The organism is Cryobacterium suzukii (assembly GCF_004403185.1).
Lineage (GTDB): Bacteria > Actinomycetota > Actinomycetes > Actinomycetales > Microbacteriaceae > Cryobacterium > Cryobacterium suzukii.
Window position 1 is genome coordinate 481090 of record NZ_SOHJ01000011.1, and the last position, 20526, is coordinate 501615.

Consider the following 20526-nt stretch of genomic DNA (forward strand, 5'->3'; position numbering starts at 1 on the left):
CGAGCCGAATGCGAGAATAGGAGGGTGTCGATCCCAGAATTCGCCGAGACCTCCGGCAGCCCCCAGCCGGCGCCCGCCGCGCACTCGCAAACCCTGTCTCGCGGCATCCGGGTGTTGGAGATTCTCGCTGACACCGACAAGCCGATGAGCATCGTCGAACTCGCAGCAGCCCTCGACGTACACCGTTCGATCGCTTATCGCATCCTCCGTACTCTTGAAGATCACGGCCTCGTCGTGCGGGACCCGGCTGGACTGGTGCGGCTCGGCGCGCGCCTGGCCGCCCTGGCTCGCGGGGTGTCCCGCGACCTGCAGGCCACGGCCCTGCCGGTGCTCACCCGCATCGCCAACGAGCTGGGCATGACCGCGTTCATCGCCGTGCTCGACCAGAGCGAAATCGTCACGCTCGTGAGCATCGAGCCGCGGCAGGCCCACGCGACTGTCGCGCAGCAGCCGGGCACGCGGCATCCGCTGAACAGAGGCGCGCCTGGAATCGCCATTCAGTCCGGGCTGGGCGCCGCGCAGTGGGCCGCGCTCGGCCACGCGGAAACCCGGCGCAGCGAGGCCCGCGAGGTCGCCGACCTCGGCTATGCCTCCAGCCACGACGAGGTCATTCCCGGCCTGTCGTCGATCGCCGTGCCCCTCGTTGTGCCCGGAGAATCACCCGCCTCTCTCGCCGTCGTGTACATCTCGAGTCTGCATTCCCCCACCGACATCGGCGCTGCACTCACTGCGGCCGCGCGCACGATCGTCGCCGGGCTTCGCTGATTATTTGGCCACGCACAGGCTCTGCATGCCTACTCGCACGGTCGACCCAACGTGGCGAGCGCGCAGTTGCGATACGACGCTGGGCTCGTCGGCATAGGCGTAGAACTCGGTGTTCTCGGGGGCGCTGGGGTGGCCATCGGTGGTCCATCCCGTCGTGATTCGAAGATACGCGGCGGCCGCGGCGTCGAAATTGACATCCCAGTCGTCGGTGTCCGCGCCGGAGAAGGTGAGCTCCATGCCGTAGCCGATTCCCGTACCCAGGCAGTCGAATGCATAGGGCGCGGCCGCCACGACCAGGTCGAGGGCCGCGCCGGGAATTGCCCCCTGCCGCTCCGGCTCCGCGAAGGCCGGCCCGAATCGTGCGGTCGTCTGGGTGACGAACGCCGCGAACTGTTGCTCGAGTTCGGCGGCCGACAGCGCCGTCGACGGCTCGGTCGGCCGCGCGATGGGCGGCGCCGCCGGCGGCAGCACGAGTTCCACTTCGCCCGATGACGGTGGCACGGTCATCGGGGCGCTGTCGGTCGCCGACGGTGCGATCCGTTCACCGACCGAGACAACCTTGGCGATCGTACCCACACCTAGCGCAAGCGTGAGCCCGAGCAGCACGACCGCGGCGACCAGGCCAGCGACCGCAACGGATGCCGCATCCGCTCCCCCGGACCGCTCGCGGGCCCGCAGCACCCAGCCGCCAATACCCGCCGCGAGGGCCAGCAGCGAAATAGCGGCGGCGACAAGAAGCTGACCGACATAGATAGGAATCTGAGTGTACGGGTCCGCCGCGCCAGACCCGCCTTGGCCGACGCCGAGCCCCAGATACAGCATCCACGCCGGCGACAGAACGGAAGCTACCGCGAGCAACCCGCACAGTCGCCGCAATCGACGAACCCGAAGCGAAGGCAGCCTCCCGGCCAGGTAGGCGAAGTTCACACCGGATGCTGCCGGTGCGAGCCTGGGCACCGACCAGACACCCGCGATCACACCGACCACCATGCTCGCAATGCCGAGCACGAGCACGATGGACAGGCCGGTGGTCACGCCCTCAGCGGTCGCACTCACCCACGCATCCGGCCCGGCAGAGCAGAGCATGCGGGGTGGAAAAAAATCGTAGCGTACGCGGTCGCCCGAGCTTTGTACCCGGGCGCAGGTCTCCTCCGGGTCCCAGGCGCCAAGTACGAAGGTGGCCGTGACGATCGGCCAGAGCAGGGTCACGATCAAGCCGGCGATCAGTACACCGAATGCGCTGCGGGCTCGGAGCACTGCGGATTTCTGAGAAGTCATCCCCTCCACGCTAGCGGTGCGCGCCCCGAAGCCGCTCGTCACCGCCCCCGTGCAGGGTGCAAAATCGCACTCTCACTGCCGTGAACATAACCATCCCGCACAATACTGACCAATAGGTAGGTAATCCTTGATTTTCCTGCCATACTGCCCCAGTGCCGCTTTTTCTCCGCACGATCCACACACTTTGCAGCAGCACCCGACCCAGCACCGCAGTGAGATACGAGGGAGTATTCCATGGCTTTTACGACCGAGCGCACGCACGCACGCAGCGCTAAACGGAACGAAGAACGGCGAGTCCTCGCCGGCACGATGGTGGGCACCACCATCGAGTGGTACGACTTCTTCATCTACGCCCAGGCCGCCGGTCTCGTGCTGGCCGGTCTGTTCTTCGCACCGCTCGCCGGCGAGAACGCAACGCTAGCTCAGCTGATCGCCTGGGCCTCGCTCGGCATCAGTTTTCTGTTCCGCCCGCTCGGCGCTATCGTCGCCGGGCACCTCGGTGACCGCATCGGTCGCAAGGCCATGCTGGTCTTCACCCTCGTCATGATGGGCGCGGCCACCGCACTCATCGGCCTGCTGCCGACCTTCGACCAGATCGGCGTCTGGGCACCGATCCTGCTGATCGTGCTTCGCATCCTGCAGGGATTCTCGGCCGGCGGCGAATGGGGTGGCGCGGCGCTCATGAGCGTCGAGCACGCACCCATCAACAAGCGCGGATTCTTCGGTGCCTACCCGCAGATCGGCGTTCCGGTGGGGCTCATTCTCGCCACCGGTGTGATGATCGCCGTGACCACCTCGATGAGCGAAGAAGCGTTCCTCAGCTGGGGTTGGCGTATTCCGTTCCTCGTCTCCGTGCTGCTCATCGTCGTCGGCTGGGTCATCCGCCGCGCGGTCGCCGAAAGCCCGGTCTTCAAAGAGATGCAGACCCGCAAGAAGGAATCCGCTGCACCGCTCAAGCAGCTCTTCCAAAACCACTCGCGTCAGGTCATCCTCACCGCACTGATCTTCATCGCCAACAACGCGGCAGGTTACATGCTCATCGCTTTCTTCAACTCGTACGCCACCAAGCCCGCCGAAGCTGGCGGACTCGGCATGGAGCGCACCCCGGTGCTCATCGCCAGCACCGTCGCCGCCGTGTTCTGGCTCGCGTCGACCATGCTCGGCGGCATCCTCTCCGACAAAATCGGTCGCGTGCGCACGTTCCAGTTCGGCTACGCGTTCCTCTTCATCTGGGCGATCCCGATGTTCCTGCTCATCGATACCGGCGACATCGTCTGGTTCGCGCTCTCGCTCATCATTTTGGCTAGCGGACTCGGCTTCTCCTACGGCCCACAGGCCGCACTCTACGCCGAAATGTTCCCCGCCCAGGTGCGCTACTCCGGCGTTTCGATCGGCTATGCCCTCGGCGCGATTCTCGGTGGAGCTTTCGCCCCACTGATCGCGCAGCTGCTGCTCGACGAGACCGGTCAGTCCTTCTCGATCGGCATCTACCTCATGGTCCTCGCTACGATCTCCTTCGTCGCGGTGACCCTCGTGAAGGAAACCCGCGGAGTTCCGCTGGGCATAAGCACGCACGAGTAACTCTCGTAAATCCGAACCGTGCCGCCCGGAGTGAAACCCGGGCGGCACGGTTATTTCGTGCTCCCGTGTGCACGGGGTCCGACCCGGAACGCGGGCCCTGACCCTCCTGTGTAAGAGGTGCACGGTCACGCTGGCATCGACGAGGCGTTGAGCATGATCGATTCGGCCATTCCGCCGCCAACGCTGATCACGTCGGATTGCTGGGCATCTCCTCGGTCAGGTTCTTCGTAAATGAAACGAGAAACGCCGCACCCGCCGCTGCGAATGAGCGGGAGGTGCGGCGTTACAGTGCCGGGTCTAACCGTTGATGACCTGCGGCACACCGAGCGCCTTGAGACCCTCAACGCCAAACTCGAGCCCGTAGCCGGACTGCTTGGACCCGCCGAAAGGAATCATCGGGTGCACTGCGCCGTGCGCGTTGATCCAGACCGTGCCGGTATCCAGGCGCGCGGCCACCGCGCGGGCGGCAACCAGGTCGCTCGACCAAACCGAACCGCCGAGACCGACGTCAACACTGTTCGCACGTGCAATGACCTCGTCGAGGTCGGTATAGCGGATGATTGGAAGCGCCGGCCCGAACTGCTCCTCGCGTACAAGTGGGTTGTCGTCGTCGATGTCCGCGATGAGGGTGGTCGGGTAGAAGAAGCCGGGGGCGTCCAGGTCGGGGTTGCCGCCGATGAGCACGCGGGCTCCGGAATCCTTGGCGGCCTGCACGAGACCGGCGACAATATCAAACTGTGCCTTGTTCTGCAGCGGCCCGAGCACGTTGTTCTCGTCGAGTCCGACGCCCATCGGCATCTTCGCGGCGACCGCGGTCAGCGCGTCGCAGACCGCGTCGTAGATGTCGTCGTGCACGTACAGGCGCTTGAGCGCGGCACAGGTCTGGCCGGTGTTGATGAACGCACCCCAGAACAGTCCCTCGGCGATGGCTTGCGGGTCGGCATCGCGCAGCACGATGCCGGCGTCGTTGCCGCCGAGTTCGAGGGTGAGGCGCTTGACCGTGTCGGCCGAGCTCTTGATGATGGCTTTGCCGGTCGCTGTCGAGCCGGTGAACATGACCTTGCCGATGCTCGGGTGCACGGCGAGGCCGGCGCCGATCGCGCGGCCGCCGGAGACGACGGTGACAAGCCCCTCTGGCAGCACCTGGTTGAGCACGGCGACGAGGGCGAGCACGCTGAGCGGCGTGTACTCGGACGGCTTGACGACGACGGCGTTGCCCATGCGCAGGGCGGGAGCAATCTGCCAGATCGAGATCATCATCGGCCAATTCCACGGGCCGATCGCGCCGACGACGCCGATCGGGCGGTAGGTGATCGCGGCGTGGGTGGTGCCGTCGTCTATGAGCACCTCGGAGTCCAGCACAGTCGCCGCCGCGGTGCGCAGCCATGCGGATGCTCCGCCCACCTCAAAGCGCGCGTTGGGTCCGTTGAGTGGTTTTCCCTGTTCGCGGGAGAGAAGCTGGGCGAGAGCTTCAGCTGCGGCGTCGATCGCGTCGGCGGCACGTACCATGACGGCGCTGCGGGCTTCGTGACCGAGGGCAGCCCAAGCCGGCTGGGCCAGCGTTGCCGCGGCGATGGCAGCTTCTAGGTCGTCGGCGTTGTGCACCGGGGCGAGGCCAACGACCGCGCCCGTCGCGGGGTCCAGAATCTCGCGTGTCTCGCCCGTTGCGGGGGTGATGGCCGCGAGCAGCCCCTCAAAGGTGTCGAGCGTCGGAGTTGCCAGGGTGTCGTTCGTTGTCATGAGTCCTCCACGTTGAGTGCGGCGACTGGAATCCCGCCGTGGCTCCACCGTAGGCGCGAGCATGCGCAACCACTTGCACGAGAGCGCTGCCCACCCACCATCCCGCGCACATCATGCCCGGGCCCGGGGCTCAGTTCAAGAACTCCAGAGCAGCGTGCTTGAACTCGCGGGCGGTCAGCGCGCTGAGGTGGGTGTGGCCGGGCAGTTCGACATACCCGGCACCGCGGTCGGCCGCGAGGGCGGCTACCCCGGCCGGAATCTGGTCGGCGCCACCCGCCACGAACAATTGTGGGATGCCCGCCGGCACGTCCAGGGTGCATCCGGCCATCCCCTGCACGCACGCCAACAGCGCCTCCCGGTCGGCTCCGGCGATGATCGCCGGCCCGAGTACCGCGGCAATGGTCGGGTCGGAAGGAACGTCGCCAGACCGCAGGAACCGGTTGACCTCGCCCTGATCCCAGGTATCGAATAGTTCGTGCGGCCCGGCCCCGCCGAGCACGAGGCTGCGCACGCGTTCGGGCGCAAGCCTGGCCAAGGCGGCCACGACCCGCGACCCCAGGGAATAGCCGATTACGTCGACCTGCTCGAGCTCGAGGGTGTCGAGCACGGCCACGAGGTCGGCGGCCAGCTGCCTCGGTAGATAGTCGGCAAAGCGGTGCGGTCTGTCGCTGCGCCCGTGCCCGCGCAGGTCGGGCGCGATCGCGCCCCGCCCGACTTCCCCGAGCGCCCGCACCCACCCCGAGCCAGTCCAGGTGACCGCCGCGGTCGACGCGAAACCGTGCACGAGCAGAACCGGCCGCTCCCCCGGCGCGGCGTCGAAGGCGATACGCACACCGTCGAGCCGTCTCGCGAACTCTGTCACTCGACGGCGTCACTCGCGGCGAACACCGCGCCGGCATGCGCCAGCTCGGCGAGGGCCGTCGCGGTCGATTCGGCGGCGACCCCGGCCACCAGGTCGGTCAGCACGCGCACGTGCTGGCCGTGTTCGAGCGCGTCGAGGGCAGAGGCCCGCACGCAGTAGTCAGTGGCGAGGCCGACGACGTCGACCTCCGTCACCCCCCGCTCACTCAGCAACGCCCCCACGGTCTGTCCGGCCTCGGTGGTGCCCTCGAAGATGGAATACGCTGGCTTGCCCTGGCCCTTGCGAATGTGAAAGGTCACGGCATCCGTGGTTAGTGCTTTGTGGTATTCGGCGCCCGCGGTGCCGGCAACGCAGTGCACCGGCCAGGTCGTGACGTAATCGGGGGCGGTATCGCGGGCGAAGTGACCACCGTTGTCGTTGCCGATATCGTGCCAGTCGCGCGAGGCGAAGACATATTTATAGGCAAGCGGATGCTCTGCCAGCAGAGCGCTCACGCCCGCCGCGACCGCGTTGCCCCCGTCAACGCCGAGCGCGCCACCCTCGGTGAAGTCATTCTGAACGTCGATGATGAACAGTGCACGGGTCACGATGTCTCCTTCGAATGGTCAGTTATTGGACAGATTGTCGCCGCAGTGAAAGAACCCGGTGGCCAGTGTGTCGATGGCGATTTTAGCGCTCGAGCTCACGTTGCCGATGGCCACGTTACTGATGGCATAGATGGCGAAGGTGAGTGGGGTACCATCGGCGGCGCGAATGACCCCGGCGAGCGTGTAGCCGGTGTCGATCCAACCGGTCTTGGCGAACACTGCGCCGTCGGCGGCGGCATTCGCACCGGCGAAACGGTCGTTGTACGAGAGGGACCCGCCAGGTCCGCCGGCGATCGGCAGCCCGTCGAAGAGCACGCCGAGGTTGCCCTCGCGGGCGTTGACCTTAATAAACAGGGCCGTCAGGTAGGCGGGCGAGACAGCATTGTGGGGGCTGAGGCCCGAGCCGTCCTTGATGATCATTCCGGTCGTGTCGATGCCGTAGGCGGCGAGGCCACCGACGATGCCCTGCTGCAGTGCGGAGAAGGAGTTGCCGGCACCGTGTTCGATGGCAACGAGGCGGGCGAGCATCTCTGCGATGGTGTTGTCACTCACAATTAGGGACTGCTGAATGAGCGTTGACACCGGCGCGGACTGCACGGCACCAAGTTGGGCGGTACCGGCCGGGGCGGTGGCCGAACTGATACTGAGGCCCCCGCCGAGCGCGTCGGCAAAGGCCTGACCGGCCCGGGCAATCGGGTCTTCGCTGCGCGCCGACGTGCTGCGAGTCGGGTCGTTGCGGTCACCGTCGACCATCAGCGCGGTGATCTCGGGCATGGAGCCGAGGCCGAGCTCGGTGCGGGCCCAGCCCTCGTCCCAGTCGGGGCCGGAAAAGTACGAGGCGTCGAGCACGAGCGAGGTGATCGGCGGATTACTCGGGTCGGCGGCCCAAGCGACCATGGTCTGGGTGGCGAGGTCGTCGAGGTGGGCGGCGCCGGTGTAGAACGGCTCCTGACCCGTGGGCAGCCGCGACAGGGTGAGGTCTCCCCCGCCGACAAGCACGACCTGACCGGGTTCGGCGCCCTTTACGACACGGGTCGTGGCCCGGTAGTCACTGCCGAGCACGTTGAGGGCGGCGGCCGAGGTGAGCACCTTCATGACGCTCGCCGTACGTGAGGCGGTCGATCCACCCCGGTCGAACAACACCTCGCCGGTGCTGGCATTGACGACGTGCGCCTGAAAATCGGCGAGGCGGGTGTCGGCGGCGAGCCCGGCGACCGAGCAGGTACGCAGCCGGCTGGCCGTGGTCCCTTCGGCGGGCACCGGCCGAGCCGGGTCGATGGTGGGAGTGGGGCTCGGCGCGGCCGCGGGTGACGCCACAACGGATGCCGCAGCCGGCTCGGCCGCGCCGGTCTGGGTTCCGGCGAAGACGGCTCCACTGCCCAGCAGTACGAAGACGAGAGCACCGGCGGCGATCAGCCAGGCCCGGCGGTACCGGGCGAAGACTGCGCCGATTCCGCTGCGCGGGGCAGGGTCGGCCGCGGGGGCTACGGGTGTCTGCACGCTTTCATCCACCTCCGTATGGTATCCGACGCGCCGTCGGGCCAGCTATTCACCCGGGTAGCGCAGGCCGATCCTGGCCCGAACCGCGTCAAGAGTGTGCATGATGGCGACCGATTCTTCGGCCGGCATGATGTCGCTCGAGACCTTGCCGGCACGAATCAGGGCCTCGGCTTCGAGCGCTTCGAAGTGCATTCCGCGGCCGGGGAACTCGGTCGACACATACGTTTCGAGCACGGTGCCCACGTTGTCCAGTACCCGAAAACCGGTTGGCGCGTACCAGACGGCGTCGATGTCAATGCGCCCCTCGGCGCCGACGATCGACGCCGAGGTGGGGCCGAGGGTATCGCTCGCCGAGAAGGTCGTGGCGATTTGCCCACCCGTATAGCGAAAAATCGTCGCTACCTGGGCATCCGCTCCGGTGGTCTTGAACGAGGCACTGGCCAGGATCGTTTCGGGCACCCCGAAGACAGCGTGCGCGAAATTCACCGGATAGACCCCCAAGTCGAGCAGGGCACCGCCGCCCAGGGCCAGGGAATTGATCCTGTGTTCCGGGTCGTCGGGAAGGTCCTGGGTATGGTCGGCGAGCAGGCTGCGCACGTCGCCGAGCGTGCCGGCCGCCAGAATCTCGCGGATACGAACCATATGCGGCAGAAACCGGGTCCACATGGCTTCGAGCACGAGCAGATTCTTGCTCGCGGCCAGGTCGACGATCTGTCGGGCTTCTCTGGCGTTGAGCGCGATCGGCTTCTCGATCAGCACGTGTTTACCCGCATTCAACGCGAGGGCAGCGTGCTCGGCATGAAACGGATGCGGTGTCGACACGTAGATGACGTCGACCTCGGGATCGTTGACCAGCGCTTCGTAGCTGGGATGTGCCGTGGGAATGCCGAATTCGGCGGCGAAGGCATCCCCTGACGCCTGACTGCGCGACCCGACGGCCTGCACCGTGTGGCCGTTCTGTACGAGGTCGCTCGTGAACAGGTGGGCAATGCCGCCGGTGGCCAGGATTCCCCAGCGAATCGAATCTGTCATGCCTGGAGCTTATCGGCCGGTACCGACACGGGGTTCTGGATGCCGATACCCGAGATGATTCCGCCTCCGACCAGCAGAATTCCGGTGACGATTGCGGCGCGGTGGAACCCGTCGACGTCGAGCACCGGGCCCACGATAATGCTTGCCGCGGCGATGGCCACCAGCCCGGCGACCCGGGAGATCGCGTTATTGACCGCGGAGGCGATGCCGGCCCGGCCGGGTTCTATGGCGCCCAGAATGGCGGAGGTCAGCGGCGCGACCGTGATCGTCAGGCCCAGACCAAAGATGATGACTCCGGGCAGAACCTGGCTGGAATAGGCAACGCTCGAGTCGATGCGCAGCATGACGAAAAACCCGATACCGGCGATGATCGGCCCAGCGCACATGAACAGGCGCGGGCCAAATCGGCCAGCCAGACGGCCGATGACGGCGGACAGGGCGATGCTCAAAATACTTACTGGCAGCAGGGCCAACCCAGCGAGCGTCGCGCTGTATCCGCCGACCTGTTGCAAGAAGACAGCGAGCAGGAACGTGCCGAGCGACAAGGCGGCGTAGATCAGAGTCGTCGCGACGTTTCCCACCCAAAAGTTGCGCACCCGAAACAGGCTGAGCGGCATCATCGGCGCTTTCACGCGGTTTTCATGCCAGATAAACGCCGCAAAACTCAGCAAACCGACGATGAGCGGCACCAGAATGATCGGACTGCCCCAGCCGAAGTTGGCCTGTTCGATCAACGCGAAGACGGGCAGCGCCACGCCGAGCACTCCGAGGACCGCTCCGATGACGTCGACGCGGGGCGCGGCATCCTCTGACCGGTCGCCCGGCAACCGCGCCAACAGGACCAGGGTGAGCGCGATCGGCACGATGTTGATGGCGAACACCAGTCGCCACGACACCAGGTCGACCAGCAGACCACCGATGAGCGGGCCGGCGATGAAGGCGGTGCTGGTCCAGGCGGTCCAGGTTCCGATCGCGCGGGCCTGGCCGGCACCCGAAAACGTGCTGAAGATGAGGGCGAGCGAGCTCGGCACCAGCAGCGCACCGGCAACGCCCTGTAGGGCACGTGCGCCGATCAGAAAGGGAGCGCTCGGAGCCACCGCACAGAGAACGGATGCCGCGGCGAAGCCCACCAGACCCCAATACAACACCCGCTTGCGCCCGAACGCGTCGGAGAGCGAACCGGCCAGCAGAATAATGCCGCCGAGGGTGATCAGGTAGGCGTCGACGACCCACTGCTGGGTCGAGATACCACCACCAAGTTCGCGGGTGATCGCGGGGAGGGCCACATTGATGACGGTGCCGTCCAGGAAGGCAATGAACGAGGCCAGCACCGCGACCACGAGAACGAGTCGTTGGGTATCGGTCGGTGAACGAGTCATGATTCGAGTTAACCCCACGTGCCGCCGCGGCGTGCAATTAATAGGTCAGACTAGACCAATGATCACCCTGCAGCAGGATGCCGATGGCTTCATCCGCATGAACCGCCACTTTCCCGACAACTCACTCATCAGCATTAGCTTCACCGGAGGGGCCTCGGAAGAGTTCAGCGGAACCCGGCTGAACGCCATCTTTGACGACGCCCTGGCCGAGTTTCGCGGACAGAACCGCCTCGAGGGAGCAAAAGGTTTCTCCCGGGCGCCGGCGAAAACCGTTCAGCCCACGAAGAACATCACCGTCGTCAAGGTGCACCCCGGAATGGCCGTCTAACCGCGACCGGGCGCCGTTAGCGCGGCGAGCCTGTCAACACCGATCGGTTCATCGGCCAGCAACGGCACGATCGCGACCCGATCGGCATGGTCGAACACCCTGTCGATCTGGATGGCTTCGTTCGCAGCGCGCGCCTGCAAAAACGGCGTCTCGGGGCGCGCTGCGGCAATGGAATTGTTGACCACCCAGCCCCACGGCTGGATTCCGGCTCGCTGGAGATCCTGCTGAAGTTCCTCGGCCTCGAGCACCGGCGTCGTCTCGGCCAGTGTGACGAGCAGCACCTTGGTCAGCGCCGGATCCTGCAGCCGCATCAGCGGGGTCACGAAAGACATACTCTCGCCCATCTGACGCGCAATTTCACGATGGTACGACCCGGTGGCATCGAGCAACAGCAGGGTGTGGCCGGTCGGAGCGGTGTCGACGACAACGAATTCGCGACGCGATTCGTGCACGGCCTGTGAAAATTGCCGGAACACGGCGACCTCATCGGTGCACGGCGAGAGCAGGTCTTCGGCCAGGGCGGCCCGGCCGTCGGCGTCGAGATTCTTCCCCTTGGTAGCCATAACGTGATTCCGATACTCTCGAATCGCCTCGTCCGGGTCAATACGCGAGACACGCAGCCCCGGCAGGCTTCCGTGCAGGGTATCGACCAAGTGGGCTGCCGGGTCCGTCGTGGTCAGGTGCACAGCGTGGCCGCGCTGGGCCAGGGCAACGGCGATTGCTGCAGCGATCGTGGTTTTGCCGACGCCACCTTTTCCCATGCACAAAATCAGGCCGTGCCCGGTCGGTTCCAGTTCGTCGACGAACTGGCTGAGCGGGGCATCGGCCACTTCGACCGGAGTCTGCGGCGGCACTGCAACATCGTTGCCGGCCTGAAACAGGGTGCGCAGCGCGCTAATGCCCATCATGTTGCCGGTCTTGAGCTCGAGCAGGTCGCGCGGCAACATACCGATGGCCGGCGGAAAATCGTTCAGCGCGGCCGACTCGCGTTTGCGTACCGCTGCGGCTATCGGCTCAGTTCCCGCGCCGGCTGGCAGCATCCCATTGATAACGACATAGCCGCCGAGAATTCCGATCTGCGCCAGCTCACCGTGGGTGCGATCGATCTCGCTCAAAGCGGATGCCTGCGCGCGCGCCACGAGCACCAGCCGCGTGCGCGCGGGGTCGGCCAGGGCAGCGACCGCGGCCGCGTACACCGTCTTGTGCTTCTCCAGCCCGGATAGCGGGCCGAGGCACGACGGATCGCCCTTGCCCGCGTCGAGGAATTCCGTCCAGGAGCCGGGCAGCTGCAGCAGACGAATGGTGTGGCCGGTCGGCGCGGTGTCGAACACGATGTGGTCGTAGGTCGCCAGCAGGCTGTCATCGGTCAAGAGGTTCGTGAACTCGTCGAACGAGGCGACCTCGGTAGTGCACGAACCGGACAGGCCCTCAGCGATGCTCGCGAGCTCACGCTCCGGCAGGAGCCCCCGCACCGGGGCGATGATGCGTTCGCGATAGGCATCCGCGGCCTGCTCCGGGTCGATTTCAAGGGCATTGAGACCGGCAATCGCGTCAATCGGAGTGACTGTGTTGCCGATCGTGAGACCGAAAACCTGTCCGATGTTGGAGGCCGGGTCGGTACTCACCAGCAACACACGGCGGCCCCGGGTGGCAAGTTCAATGGCGGAAGCGCAGGCAACGGATGTCTTGCCGACGCCACCCTTGCCGGTGAAAAACAGAAATCGAGGCGGGTCTTTGAGAAACTTCATACTGCTAGCAGCAGCCGGTGGCGCCGCAGCATCCGCTTTCCGATTTCTCGGTCAGGCCGAGCTGGGGTCGCTCGGCTGGCTCGCTCGTGACGGGAGCGAGGCCGGCGAAGGCGAGCAGCTGGGATTTCGAGGGGTAGGTGCCGGTCGCGACGGTGACGCCGTCGACGACGGTGAGCGGCAGTCCGGTCGAACCGACGACGTGCATGAAGGCGCGCACGGTCTCATCCGTGGTGAAGGCGAGCGGGTCGGTGGCCAGGTTATGGCGCCGGATGTCAGCGCCAAGGTCCTGCAGACTGCGCACGGTCGCCGTCACCTCGACCAGGGACTGGTCGACGTCGACGCCGCAGACTCCGGTGTCGCAGCACAGTGCCGGTTCGTAGATTCGGATGGCAGCCATGTCGATCTCCCTCAAAAGTTCAGTCGTCGCTCGCTATATCGATAAGTATCAATGTAGCAGTAGGCTGGTGCCGCACCTACCGGAAAGGATCAATTCATGACCGAGAAATCTGAGATCACGGAGCTTGTTCGCGAGCGATACGCGACGGCCGCACTGCAATTGAGCGACGCCCCAAGTGCATCGTGCTGCGTGCCGACCGATTTGGGCAACGGCGACGTGTTCGGCTCAGCGCTCTATACCGGCGACAAAAATTTAGAGATTCCCGAGGAAGCATTTCTGGCCAGTCTGGGCTGTGGCAATCCGACGGCCGTCGCCGACCTGCACCCGGGTGAAACGGTGCTCGACCTCGGCTCCGGCGGCGGCATCGACGTGCTGCTCTCCGCCCGCCGCGTGGGCCCGACCGGCTTTGCCTACGGGCTCGACATGACCGATGAGATGCTCGCACTCGCCCGGGCCAATGCGGCCAAGGCCGACGCCACCAACGTCGAGTTCATCAAAGGGCAGATGGAGGCCATCCCCCTGGCCGACGACAGCATCGACGTCATCATCTCCAACTGCGTGATCAACCTGTCCGCTGACAAGAATGCGGTCATCTCCGAGATGTTCCGGGTCTTGAAGCCTGGCGGGCGCCTCGGAATCTCCGACGTGGTGGCCGAAAACCACCTGAGCGCGGAGGAACGCATCGAGCGCGGCAGTTACACCGGTTGTATCGCCGGGGCTCTTTCGAACCAGGAGTACCTCGACGCGCTCGCCGCAGCAGGATTTGTCGACTCGACCGTGGAATATACCCACGAAGTCGCCCCTGAAATGCACGGGAGCATCGTCAAAGCGGTCAAACCCAGCGTCTAGTCTTTTCGTGAAGCGACCGGTCACACTCGCACCCCGCAAACAGCAGTCCTGAAGGCACTCAGGATTCGCCGCCGGCCGTGCGGTATTCTGCGAGGGAAGACATTTGACAGCTCGGTCTTGGGCTGCGGGCAGAGAAGTAGGTGAAATGACGCTGGATCGTGCGGTGCGACGACTGGTTGCACCCGTCTCTGTGTCGCCTTTCGTCTCCTTACTCGCTCTGGCCGCACTGCTTTTCGCAGTTTTTGCCATCCATTCTGAGACCACCGGGCATGCCATGCACACGCTTGTCCCTGCTGCATCGCCCGTTACTGCTTCAGCGATTATTGCTGAGCACCACACTCCGGTGACGGGTATGGCTGCGGTCATGGCTGCTCCCGTCATCGCGGCAATCTCGTCCGGAAGCCTCGACGGCATGCTTGATTGCGCTCTGCTGGCGATGACGTGCGTTCTGCTACTCACTCTCGTCGTTATGGTATTGCTGACTCGACTCCCGACCCGGTATCGGCGTCTGCTCGATACGGGCATGATTCCGAAATCATGGCGCGCCGCCGCCCAACCGAGTCAGCGGCCCAGCCTCACTCTGCTGTCCATCTGTCGCGTTTAGACCGAGATACAGTTCCGAGCCAGCATCTGGCGTCGGAACTTTGCCGTGCCCGCGGCCACCCGGTTTTTACTGCCAAATGACGAATGGATGAACGATGCTTAAACCACGAACTTTCTTGTATGTTGCTGTGACCTTGGCGGCAGCTCTCACCCTCACCTCATGCGCTGGCGGCAGCCCGGCCGCCGATTCAGCGAGCCCCTCTGCCAGCCACAGCACAGTGGCGTTCAATTCCGCCGACGTGACCTTTGCACAGATGATGATCCCCCATCATGAACAGGCCGTTCAAATGAGCGATGATCTTCTCGCGAAGGACGGCCTCGATCAAAGCGTGATCGACCTCGCGACCGAGATCAAGGCTGCCCAGGAACCGGAGATCACCCAGTTGAAAGATTGGTTGACGGCGTGGGGCGAAGATGACAACAGCATGTCAGGCATGGGCGGCAGCTCTGACGGGATGATGTCCGAAGACGACATGATGACGCTGCAGGACGCCGACGGAGCGGAGGCCAGCACCTTGTTCCTCGAACAGATGACTGCGCACCACAAGGGCGCCGTCGCGATGGCGCAGCTCGAAATTGATGAGGGGGAGAATGCGGATGCGCAGGCGATGGCCGCCAACATCGTCAAGACGCAGACGGCTGAAATCGCCGTCATGGCCGAGCTTCTCGCCTCACTCTAGAGCGGCACATTCGGGGCGGGTTCTTTTCTCCAGAGCCCGCCCTTGGACACCACCGTTCGTTTTCTGATTCACCTGCAAGGACATATTTATGTATCGCCGACAATTTTTTCACCTGATGACTACTCCCGGGGCAGTGCTCCGTGGATAGCACCGGTCACGTCGCCACGGCCCCGCACATCTCCGGTGCAATTCCGCAAATGTCACGCCGCGATGTGCGCGCAATGGAGAATCTGGTTCGTGCGGGCCGATCCGGCTCACCGAGAACGGCGCCACCGGTCAAAGTCCCCCTCCGGCCCATCCCCCTGCGCCAGCGTGCTGCGGCAGCCAGCGCCATGGCGATGATCGCGCTCCTCGCGATTGGCACGTCCCTACCCGCACTCGCTGTCAACCCAGAACCACCGCAGGCCTCTGCTGCGAGCGCCGAGAAGACGGCCGATCTACAAAGCGTCACAGCCGCGGGTACAACATCCGTCCCCATTGAACGCGATGGATACACCATCACGGAAGCGCCTGAACCCGCCTCGTATACCGAAGTTGCCACCAACGGGGAATACGCCAGCCTGAGTCCGGGCCAGCTCAGCGATCAAGGTTGGGCTCTACCAGTTCTGGGCAGAATATCGAGCCCGTTTGGTTCTCGCCCGAACAAGCCAGTTGATGGTGTCGGCGACTTTCACAACGGCACCGACATTGCCGCTCCCTGCGGCCAGCCCGTCTTCGCTGCGACCGGAGGAAAAGTTGTCACCTCGGGCGCCCAGGGCTCCTATGGCAACTGGGTTCTCATCGACCACGGTGACGGCATCGAAACGGGCTATGCCCACAACAGTCAGCTCCTCGTTGACTCCGGTCAGCTCGTTGTAGCCGGTGAAATTATCGCCCTGGTGGGGTCAACGGGTGCGTCGAGCGGCTGCCACGTGCACTTCGAAACGCGCGTCGACGGCGAAGGCACCAACGCCGAATCATTCATGAGCTCCAGAGGAGTCACTCTTGGTTAAATGCAAGCGATCAACACGCCGAGTGATTGCCTTGTCCGTACCGCTCGTTGGCCTCATGGTTCTGACGGGGTGTTCTGCCAACGATTTGGACTCGACGGCGGTATCACCCAGCACTGCCCCGATGGCAACCGCTTTCGAACACGTGCATGGCCTCGGCGCCGACCCTCTCACTGGAGACACCTACGCTGCCACGCACCAGGGGGTGTGGCTCATCCCGACCGGAGTGCTGCCCGACACCTATCTGGCCGGAGCGCCACGAGCCGACACGACCCAACCCGTGCAGCTCGGCGGCCTGGCGCAGGACACGATGGGCTTTACCGTGGCCGCGCCCGGCCAGTTGATGGCATCGGGTCACCCCGATCCAGCCGAACCCAGCGATCTGGCGCTCCCTAATTTGGGACTTATCTCCAGCACAGACGGTGCGTCGTCGTGGTCACCGTTGTCGCTGGCCGGCAAGACCGATTTTCACGATCTGGATGCTGTCCCCCTCGACGACGGCACCCTCCGCGTCTACGGGTACGACGCGGGCGCCGGGGGCATTTCCGTCAGTGACGACTCCGGCCTCACCTGGTCAGCGGGAGCGCAGCTCGCACTCCGCGACCTGAGCGCGGATCCATCCCAGGTCGATCGGCTCTACGCAACGACCGCCTCGGGCGTGCTGGTGAGCGCCGATGCGGGCCGCACTTTCACCGCGTTGGCTGGCGCACCGGCGCTGCTCCTGCTGGATTCCGCCGCCGGAGGATTGGTCGGTCTCGATCCCAACGGCGGAGTCTGGCGCCAGGACGGCCAGACGTGGGCGCAAACCGGAACGACCGGTCGCACCCCCGAAGCGTTCACCGTCGTCGGCGGATCCGCACCCTGGATCCTCGTCGCGGATGCCACCGGCATCGCCGCCAGCAGTGACTTTGGAAACACCTGGACCGCACTGGTATCGCTCTCCAGCTAGCAGGAAGTCAGAAAAGATACCCCCAGCGGTATGATTAAATATTTACAAATCACGAAAGGAATCGCATCATGATGTGGGGCAATGGAAGCCTGGGTTGGTCCTGGGGGTTCGGATTGCTGGCTTTGGTTGGCATCGCCATCCTCGTGTATCTCGTCATTCGCTTATCTACCAAAAACGGGCAGAATAGCCCCTCCTCACCGTCCGTCCCCGCGTCGCCTGATCTGACCAGCGCGCGGAAGATCCTCGACGAGCGATTCGCTCGCGGGGAGCTGGCGGCAGAGCAGTACCGCGAACTGGTCCGGGTGCTCGCGGAAGGCCGATGATGGCTGACATTAGCCGCCGAAACGCTCTCATTCTTGGCGGGGTAGGGATTGGCGGGGTAGCCATCGGAGCAACTGGCTTCCTCGTGAATCAAAAATCGGGAAGACCGCTGGCTTCGGAAGCCGTGTCTGGGGCCGACCTCGTTCAGCCCACCGAATTACGCAGCTCCAACGGTGTGCTGACGGTGGCCCTGGAATCGTCGTCTCAGCACGTAAGCATTGCCGGACGCGACGTGCGCGCACTCAGTTACAACGGGGGCGTTCCTGGCCCCACACTGCGCGTTCGCGCCGGCGACATTCTCAATGTCAGCCTGCGTAATGGCCTGACCGATCCGAGCAACCTGCACGTGCACGGCCTCCACGTTTCTCCGGAGAACAATAGCGACAACATGTTCGTCACGATCGAAGCCGGCGACTCGTTCGACTACCAGTACGAACTGCCCAACAATCACGCTCCGGGCGTGTACTGGTATCACCCGCACCATCACGGTTTCGTCGCCGACCAAGTGTTCGGAGGTCTCTATGGCGCCATCATCGTGGAAGACCCCGAGGAGATTCCCGCTACCCGGGAGCGCGTACTTGTCATCTCCGACATCACCTTCGATTCATCCGGCACCATTCCAACTGCCACGGCGATGCAGAAGATGTCGGGTCGCGAGGGCGAGCTCGTTCTGGTCAACGGGCAACTCTCCCCCACATTGAACGCTGGCGCAGGCGAGCGTGAACGCTGGCGGGTCATCAATGCGTGCACCTCTCGCTTCCTGCGGCTTCGACTCGACGGTCAGCAGCTCACCCTTCTCGGAATCGACTCCGGCCGGTTCGAATCCGCCCGCGATGTTGACGAGGTTGCCTTAGCCCCAGGCAATCGTGCCGATCTCCTGGTGACGGGTCGCGTCGGCACGTCCACGCTTCGGGCCCTCCCCTACGACCGCGGCGCAACCGGCGGAATGATGGGCGGCGGCACCTCTACCTCCGTCGATATTGCGTTGGCTATGCTCGTAGTGGCCGACGCCCGCATCACCGAATTGACCGCGATACCGGACCAGCCTGCACCAAACGACCTCCGGTCGGTGGCCGTCACCGCTCGCCGCCAGTTGGTGTTCGCCATGGGAATGGGTGGCAGCATGCGCGGCGGCATGATGTCAGCTACGATCAACGACCGCGCATTTGATGCCACCCATATCGACACGACCGTGCAATTTGGAAGCGTCGAAGAATGGACTCTCACCAACACCAGCACTCTCGATCACCCTCTGCACCTGCACGTCTGGCCGATGCAGATCATTGAACAGGATGACCGACCAGTCGAGTCGGTCATCTGGCAGGACGTCGTGAACATACCGGCACGCAGCACCGTGCGCGTTCGGGTCAAGTTCGATGATTTCAGCGGACGAACCGTCTATCACTGCCATGTCCTCGACCACGAAGATGCCGGCATGATGGGCATCATTCAAGCGCTCTAAACGCGCCGTTCGTGTCGACGGGGCTTGAGGCGCTCTGGAGCGTCGGAAGCTTCAACGAAGTCGCAGGTGAATTCCCCTTCGTAGCCGAACAGGAATCCAAAGACACGGTTTCGCACGTCGAGTCTGACTCGGTAGACGCCAGCTGCGTCGTCGTAGGATTCGTGCAGTTCTGCCCGACCGCTGAACAGCATGGGAAACCGGAACGCGACGGGGCCCTCGTAGAAGCGTTGAGCGCCCGAACGCAACCGTAGTGACCCGTCCGGTTGAACCGACAGGTCGAGGTCAACTGCCAGATGCTGATGCGTACCCAGGTAATCCAGGACTTTGCCGCCGCTGAGGACCATAGTTGCGTCGAACCGGCTGGGCCGGTCGCGGACCTGGTACTCGCGCACGAAGGTGACGGTCTCGCGCCCGTAGGGGTCGAGGTAGGGGTAGTTCCAGATCGTGAACGGTACGTTTGTGCCGAGGTCGGGAATGAGGATATTGCGTATCTTTCCAAGGCGCAGGAACGGGATCGTCCACCATGGCCCTCGACTGATCCGCAGCATCGTGCCGCGACCGATGCACGCGTAGCCGGCGTGCAGACCGACTCCGAATCGTCGTTGCAACATCGGATGCAACCGGTCGAAGTCTGCGCCTAAAGATTCCTGAAAGATCGACGTCACGGTGCCTCCAGCGTGTGCAGGGATGTGGGAGCCAGGGTCATGGCGTTGCCGCGCCGGGGTGTCCGCCGGCATCGCGCAGCCTGCGGCCGGCCCGGGCGCCAGAACGCGAGGACGGACCCGATCGTCCACCGCTCTGGCAGCGTTCCGGTTTCGGCCCAGATTCGTAGGCGGTCAAAGCTCCACGCGGTCATCCATCCAATAATCCGCCGCATGACCAGCCGGTCGATCAGCCGACCCCACCCCGGCTCATAGTCAAAGCCGGTTATGAACGTCGTCCCCTGGGACGTTGGAATGTACCGCCAGTAGCCTCGTCCTGCTCGGAGCGGCGAAAGGCGGTCATCCGTCGTAAAACGCAGCGCCGACGTCAGTGTTCCGTCGGGCCGCTGCTTCTCTCCGAGCGAGGTACCCGTCCCCCTAATCGTATGAAAGAGCAGCCGACGCTGGTAGATGAAGCGGCTTCCACCAGTCGGAATCGTCGCGATCGGGCTGATAGAGCTAAAACGCAGATCCCACCGTGGATGCTGATCCGGGTCTTGAGTGAGCTGCCACACACGGTCAACATCGGCTTTGATCTCGATCTCCACATAGATCGCCGTCTCGCCCATGAACCCAGCATGCCTCATCGACGAAAATTGCCCGAATCGCGAGCCGCGACAAAAAACGATCCTCATAGATCGTCCTCGAACGGTGAAACGTCGCCCAGTGAGGGCGTTTTCCGCGACGCTCATGACCTTAGAGGTGCCGGAGCTTGGCGCTCGTCCGCCTTGATCAGAACGCCCCTAGACCCTTTGAGATGGCTACGCAGCCTGAG

Annotated in this window: 21 protein-coding genes; 10 read left to right on the top strand and 11 right to left on the bottom strand. The window is 64.4% G+C overall.

Annotated features, from left to right (window positions below; translation table 11 throughout):
* The first annotated feature begins 24 nt into the window (after positions 1-24).
* The gene (locus tag E3T39_RS11925; protein WP_241979665.1) at positions 25-765 is read left to right on the top strand and encodes an IclR family transcriptional regulator; all 741 of its coding nucleotides are present in this window, start codon (positions 25-27) and stop codon (positions 763-765) included.
* Here E3T39_RS11925 and E3T39_RS11930 read toward each other — a convergent pair whose 3' ends face one another.
* Positions 766-2043, bottom strand: coding sequence for a hypothetical protein (locus tag E3T39_RS11930; RefSeq protein WP_134515546.1), 1278 nt, complete (start codon positions 2041-2043; stop codon positions 766-768).
* Positions 2044-2277: 234 nt separating this feature from the next.
* On the opposite strand from E3T39_RS11930, the gene E3T39_RS11935 reads away from it, so the two are divergent.
* On the top strand, positions 2278-3624 hold the full coding sequence (locus E3T39_RS11935) for an MFS transporter (RefSeq protein ID WP_134515548.1): 1347 nt from the start codon (positions 2278-2280) through the stop codon (positions 3622-3624).
* Between the two features lie 297 nt (positions 3625-3921).
* Here E3T39_RS11935 and E3T39_RS11940 read toward each other — a convergent pair whose 3' ends face one another.
* The 6 genes from E3T39_RS11940 to E3T39_RS11965 all read right to left on the bottom strand — a co-directional run bounded on the left by E3T39_RS11940 (position 3922) and on the right by E3T39_RS11965 (position 10724).
* On the bottom strand, positions 3922-5364 hold the full coding sequence (locus E3T39_RS11940) for an aldehyde dehydrogenase family protein (protein WP_134515550.1): 1443 nt from the start codon (positions 5362-5364) through the stop codon (positions 3922-3924).
* Positions 5365-5494: 130 nt separating this feature from the next.
* Complete coding sequence (locus E3T39_RS11945) at positions 5495-6226, bottom strand: alpha/beta fold hydrolase (protein WP_241979666.1); 732 nt, start codon at positions 6224-6226, stop codon at positions 5495-5497.
* On the bottom strand, positions 6223-6813 hold the full coding sequence (locus E3T39_RS11950; protein ID WP_134515552.1) for an isochorismatase family protein: 591 nt from the start codon (positions 6811-6813) through the stop codon (positions 6223-6225). The genes E3T39_RS11945 and E3T39_RS11950 overlap by 4 nt, the downstream gene beginning before the upstream one ends.
* 18 nt (positions 6814-6831) lie before the next feature.
* Positions 6832-8325, bottom strand: coding sequence for a D-alanyl-D-alanine carboxypeptidase/D-alanyl-D-alanine endopeptidase (gene dacB, locus E3T39_RS11955; protein WP_241979667.1), 1494 nt, complete (start codon positions 8323-8325; stop codon positions 6832-6834).
* A 33-nt stretch (positions 8326-8358) separates the two neighbouring features.
* Positions 8359-9345: a Gfo/Idh/MocA family protein gene (locus E3T39_RS11960; RefSeq protein ID WP_134515556.1), complete on the bottom strand. Its 987-nt coding sequence runs from the start codon at positions 9343-9345 to the stop codon at positions 8359-8361.
* Positions 9342-10724: a DHA2 family efflux MFS transporter permease subunit gene (locus E3T39_RS11965; RefSeq protein WP_134515558.1), complete on the bottom strand. Its 1383-nt coding sequence runs from the start codon at positions 10722-10724 to the stop codon at positions 9342-9344. Before E3T39_RS11965 ends, E3T39_RS11960 begins: the two co-directional genes overlap by 4 nt.
* Positions 10725-10782: 58 nt before the next feature.
* Between E3T39_RS11965 and E3T39_RS11970 the strand changes: the two genes are divergently transcribed.
* Positions 10783-11052, top strand: coding sequence for a hypothetical protein (locus E3T39_RS11970; protein WP_134515560.1), 270 nt, complete (start codon positions 10783-10785; stop codon positions 11050-11052).
* Here the strand turns inward: E3T39_RS11970 and arsA are convergent.
* Together arsA and arsD are read right to left on the bottom strand one after the other, a co-directional pair.
* Positions 11049-12800, bottom strand: coding sequence for an arsenical pump-driving ATPase (gene arsA / locus E3T39_RS11975; protein WP_134515562.1), 1752 nt, complete (start codon positions 12798-12800; stop codon positions 11049-11051). The two genes, E3T39_RS11970 and arsA, sit on opposite strands and share 4 nt — an antisense overlap.
* Before the next feature lie 4 nt (positions 12801-12804).
* A complete protein-coding gene (gene arsD, locus E3T39_RS11980; RefSeq protein ID WP_134515564.1) occupies positions 12805-13197 on the bottom strand; it encodes an arsenite efflux transporter metallochaperone ArsD in 393 nt (130 codons plus the stop codon).
* Positions 13198-13293: 96 nt separating this feature from the next.
* Between arsD and arsM the strand changes: the two genes are divergently transcribed.
* From arsM to E3T39_RS12015, 7 genes are all read left to right on the top strand, one after another.
* Positions 13294-14046 carry an arsenite methyltransferase gene (gene arsM, locus E3T39_RS11985; protein WP_134515565.1) on the top strand — a complete coding sequence of 251 codons (753 nt, stop codon included), beginning with the start codon at positions 13294-13296 and terminating at the stop codon, positions 14044-14046.
* A 364-nt stretch (positions 14047-14410) separates the two neighbouring features.
* The gene (locus tag E3T39_RS11990; protein WP_134515567.1) at positions 14411-14650 is read left to right on the top strand and encodes a hypothetical protein; all 240 of its coding nucleotides are present in this window, start codon (positions 14411-14413) and stop codon (positions 14648-14650) included.
* A 217-nt stretch (positions 14651-14867) separates the two neighbouring features.
* Entirely contained in the window at positions 14868-15329 is a 462-nt protein-coding gene (locus E3T39_RS11995; RefSeq protein WP_241979668.1) for a DUF305 domain-containing protein, read from the top strand.
* Positions 15330-15469: 140 nt separating this feature from the next.
* Entirely contained in the window at positions 15470-16321 is an 852-nt protein-coding gene (locus E3T39_RS12000; protein ID WP_134515571.1) for a M23 family metallopeptidase, read from the top strand.
* Between the two features lie 121 nt (positions 16322-16442).
* Complete coding sequence (locus E3T39_RS12005) at positions 16443-17267, top strand: F510_1955 family glycosylhydrolase (protein ID WP_134515573.1); 825 nt, start codon at positions 16443-16445, stop codon at positions 17265-17267.
* 68 nt (positions 17268-17335) lie between these two features.
* Complete coding sequence (locus E3T39_RS12010) at positions 17336-17590, top strand: SHOCT domain-containing protein (RefSeq protein ID WP_134515575.1); 255 nt, start codon at positions 17336-17338, stop codon at positions 17588-17590.
* Positions 17587-19050: a multicopper oxidase family protein gene (locus tag E3T39_RS12015; protein WP_338145278.1), complete on the top strand. Its 1464-nt coding sequence runs from the start codon at positions 17587-17589 to the stop codon at positions 19048-19050. The genes E3T39_RS12010 and E3T39_RS12015 overlap by 4 nt, the downstream gene beginning before the upstream one ends.
* Here the strand turns inward: E3T39_RS12015 and E3T39_RS12020 are convergent.
* Both E3T39_RS12020 and E3T39_RS12025 read right to left on the bottom strand, forming a co-directional pair.
* Positions 19047-19715 carry a DUF4166 domain-containing protein gene (locus E3T39_RS12020; protein ID WP_241979669.1) on the bottom strand — a complete coding sequence of 223 codons (669 nt, stop codon included), beginning with the start codon at positions 19713-19715 and terminating at the stop codon, positions 19047-19049. The genes E3T39_RS12015 and E3T39_RS12020 overlap by 4 nt on opposite strands.
* Complete coding sequence (locus tag E3T39_RS12025) at positions 19712-20320, bottom strand: SRPBCC family protein (protein ID WP_134515579.1); 609 nt, start codon at positions 20318-20320, stop codon at positions 19712-19714. The genes E3T39_RS12020 and E3T39_RS12025 overlap by 4 nt, the downstream gene beginning before the upstream one ends.
* Between the last annotated feature and the right edge of the window lie 206 nt (positions 20321-20526).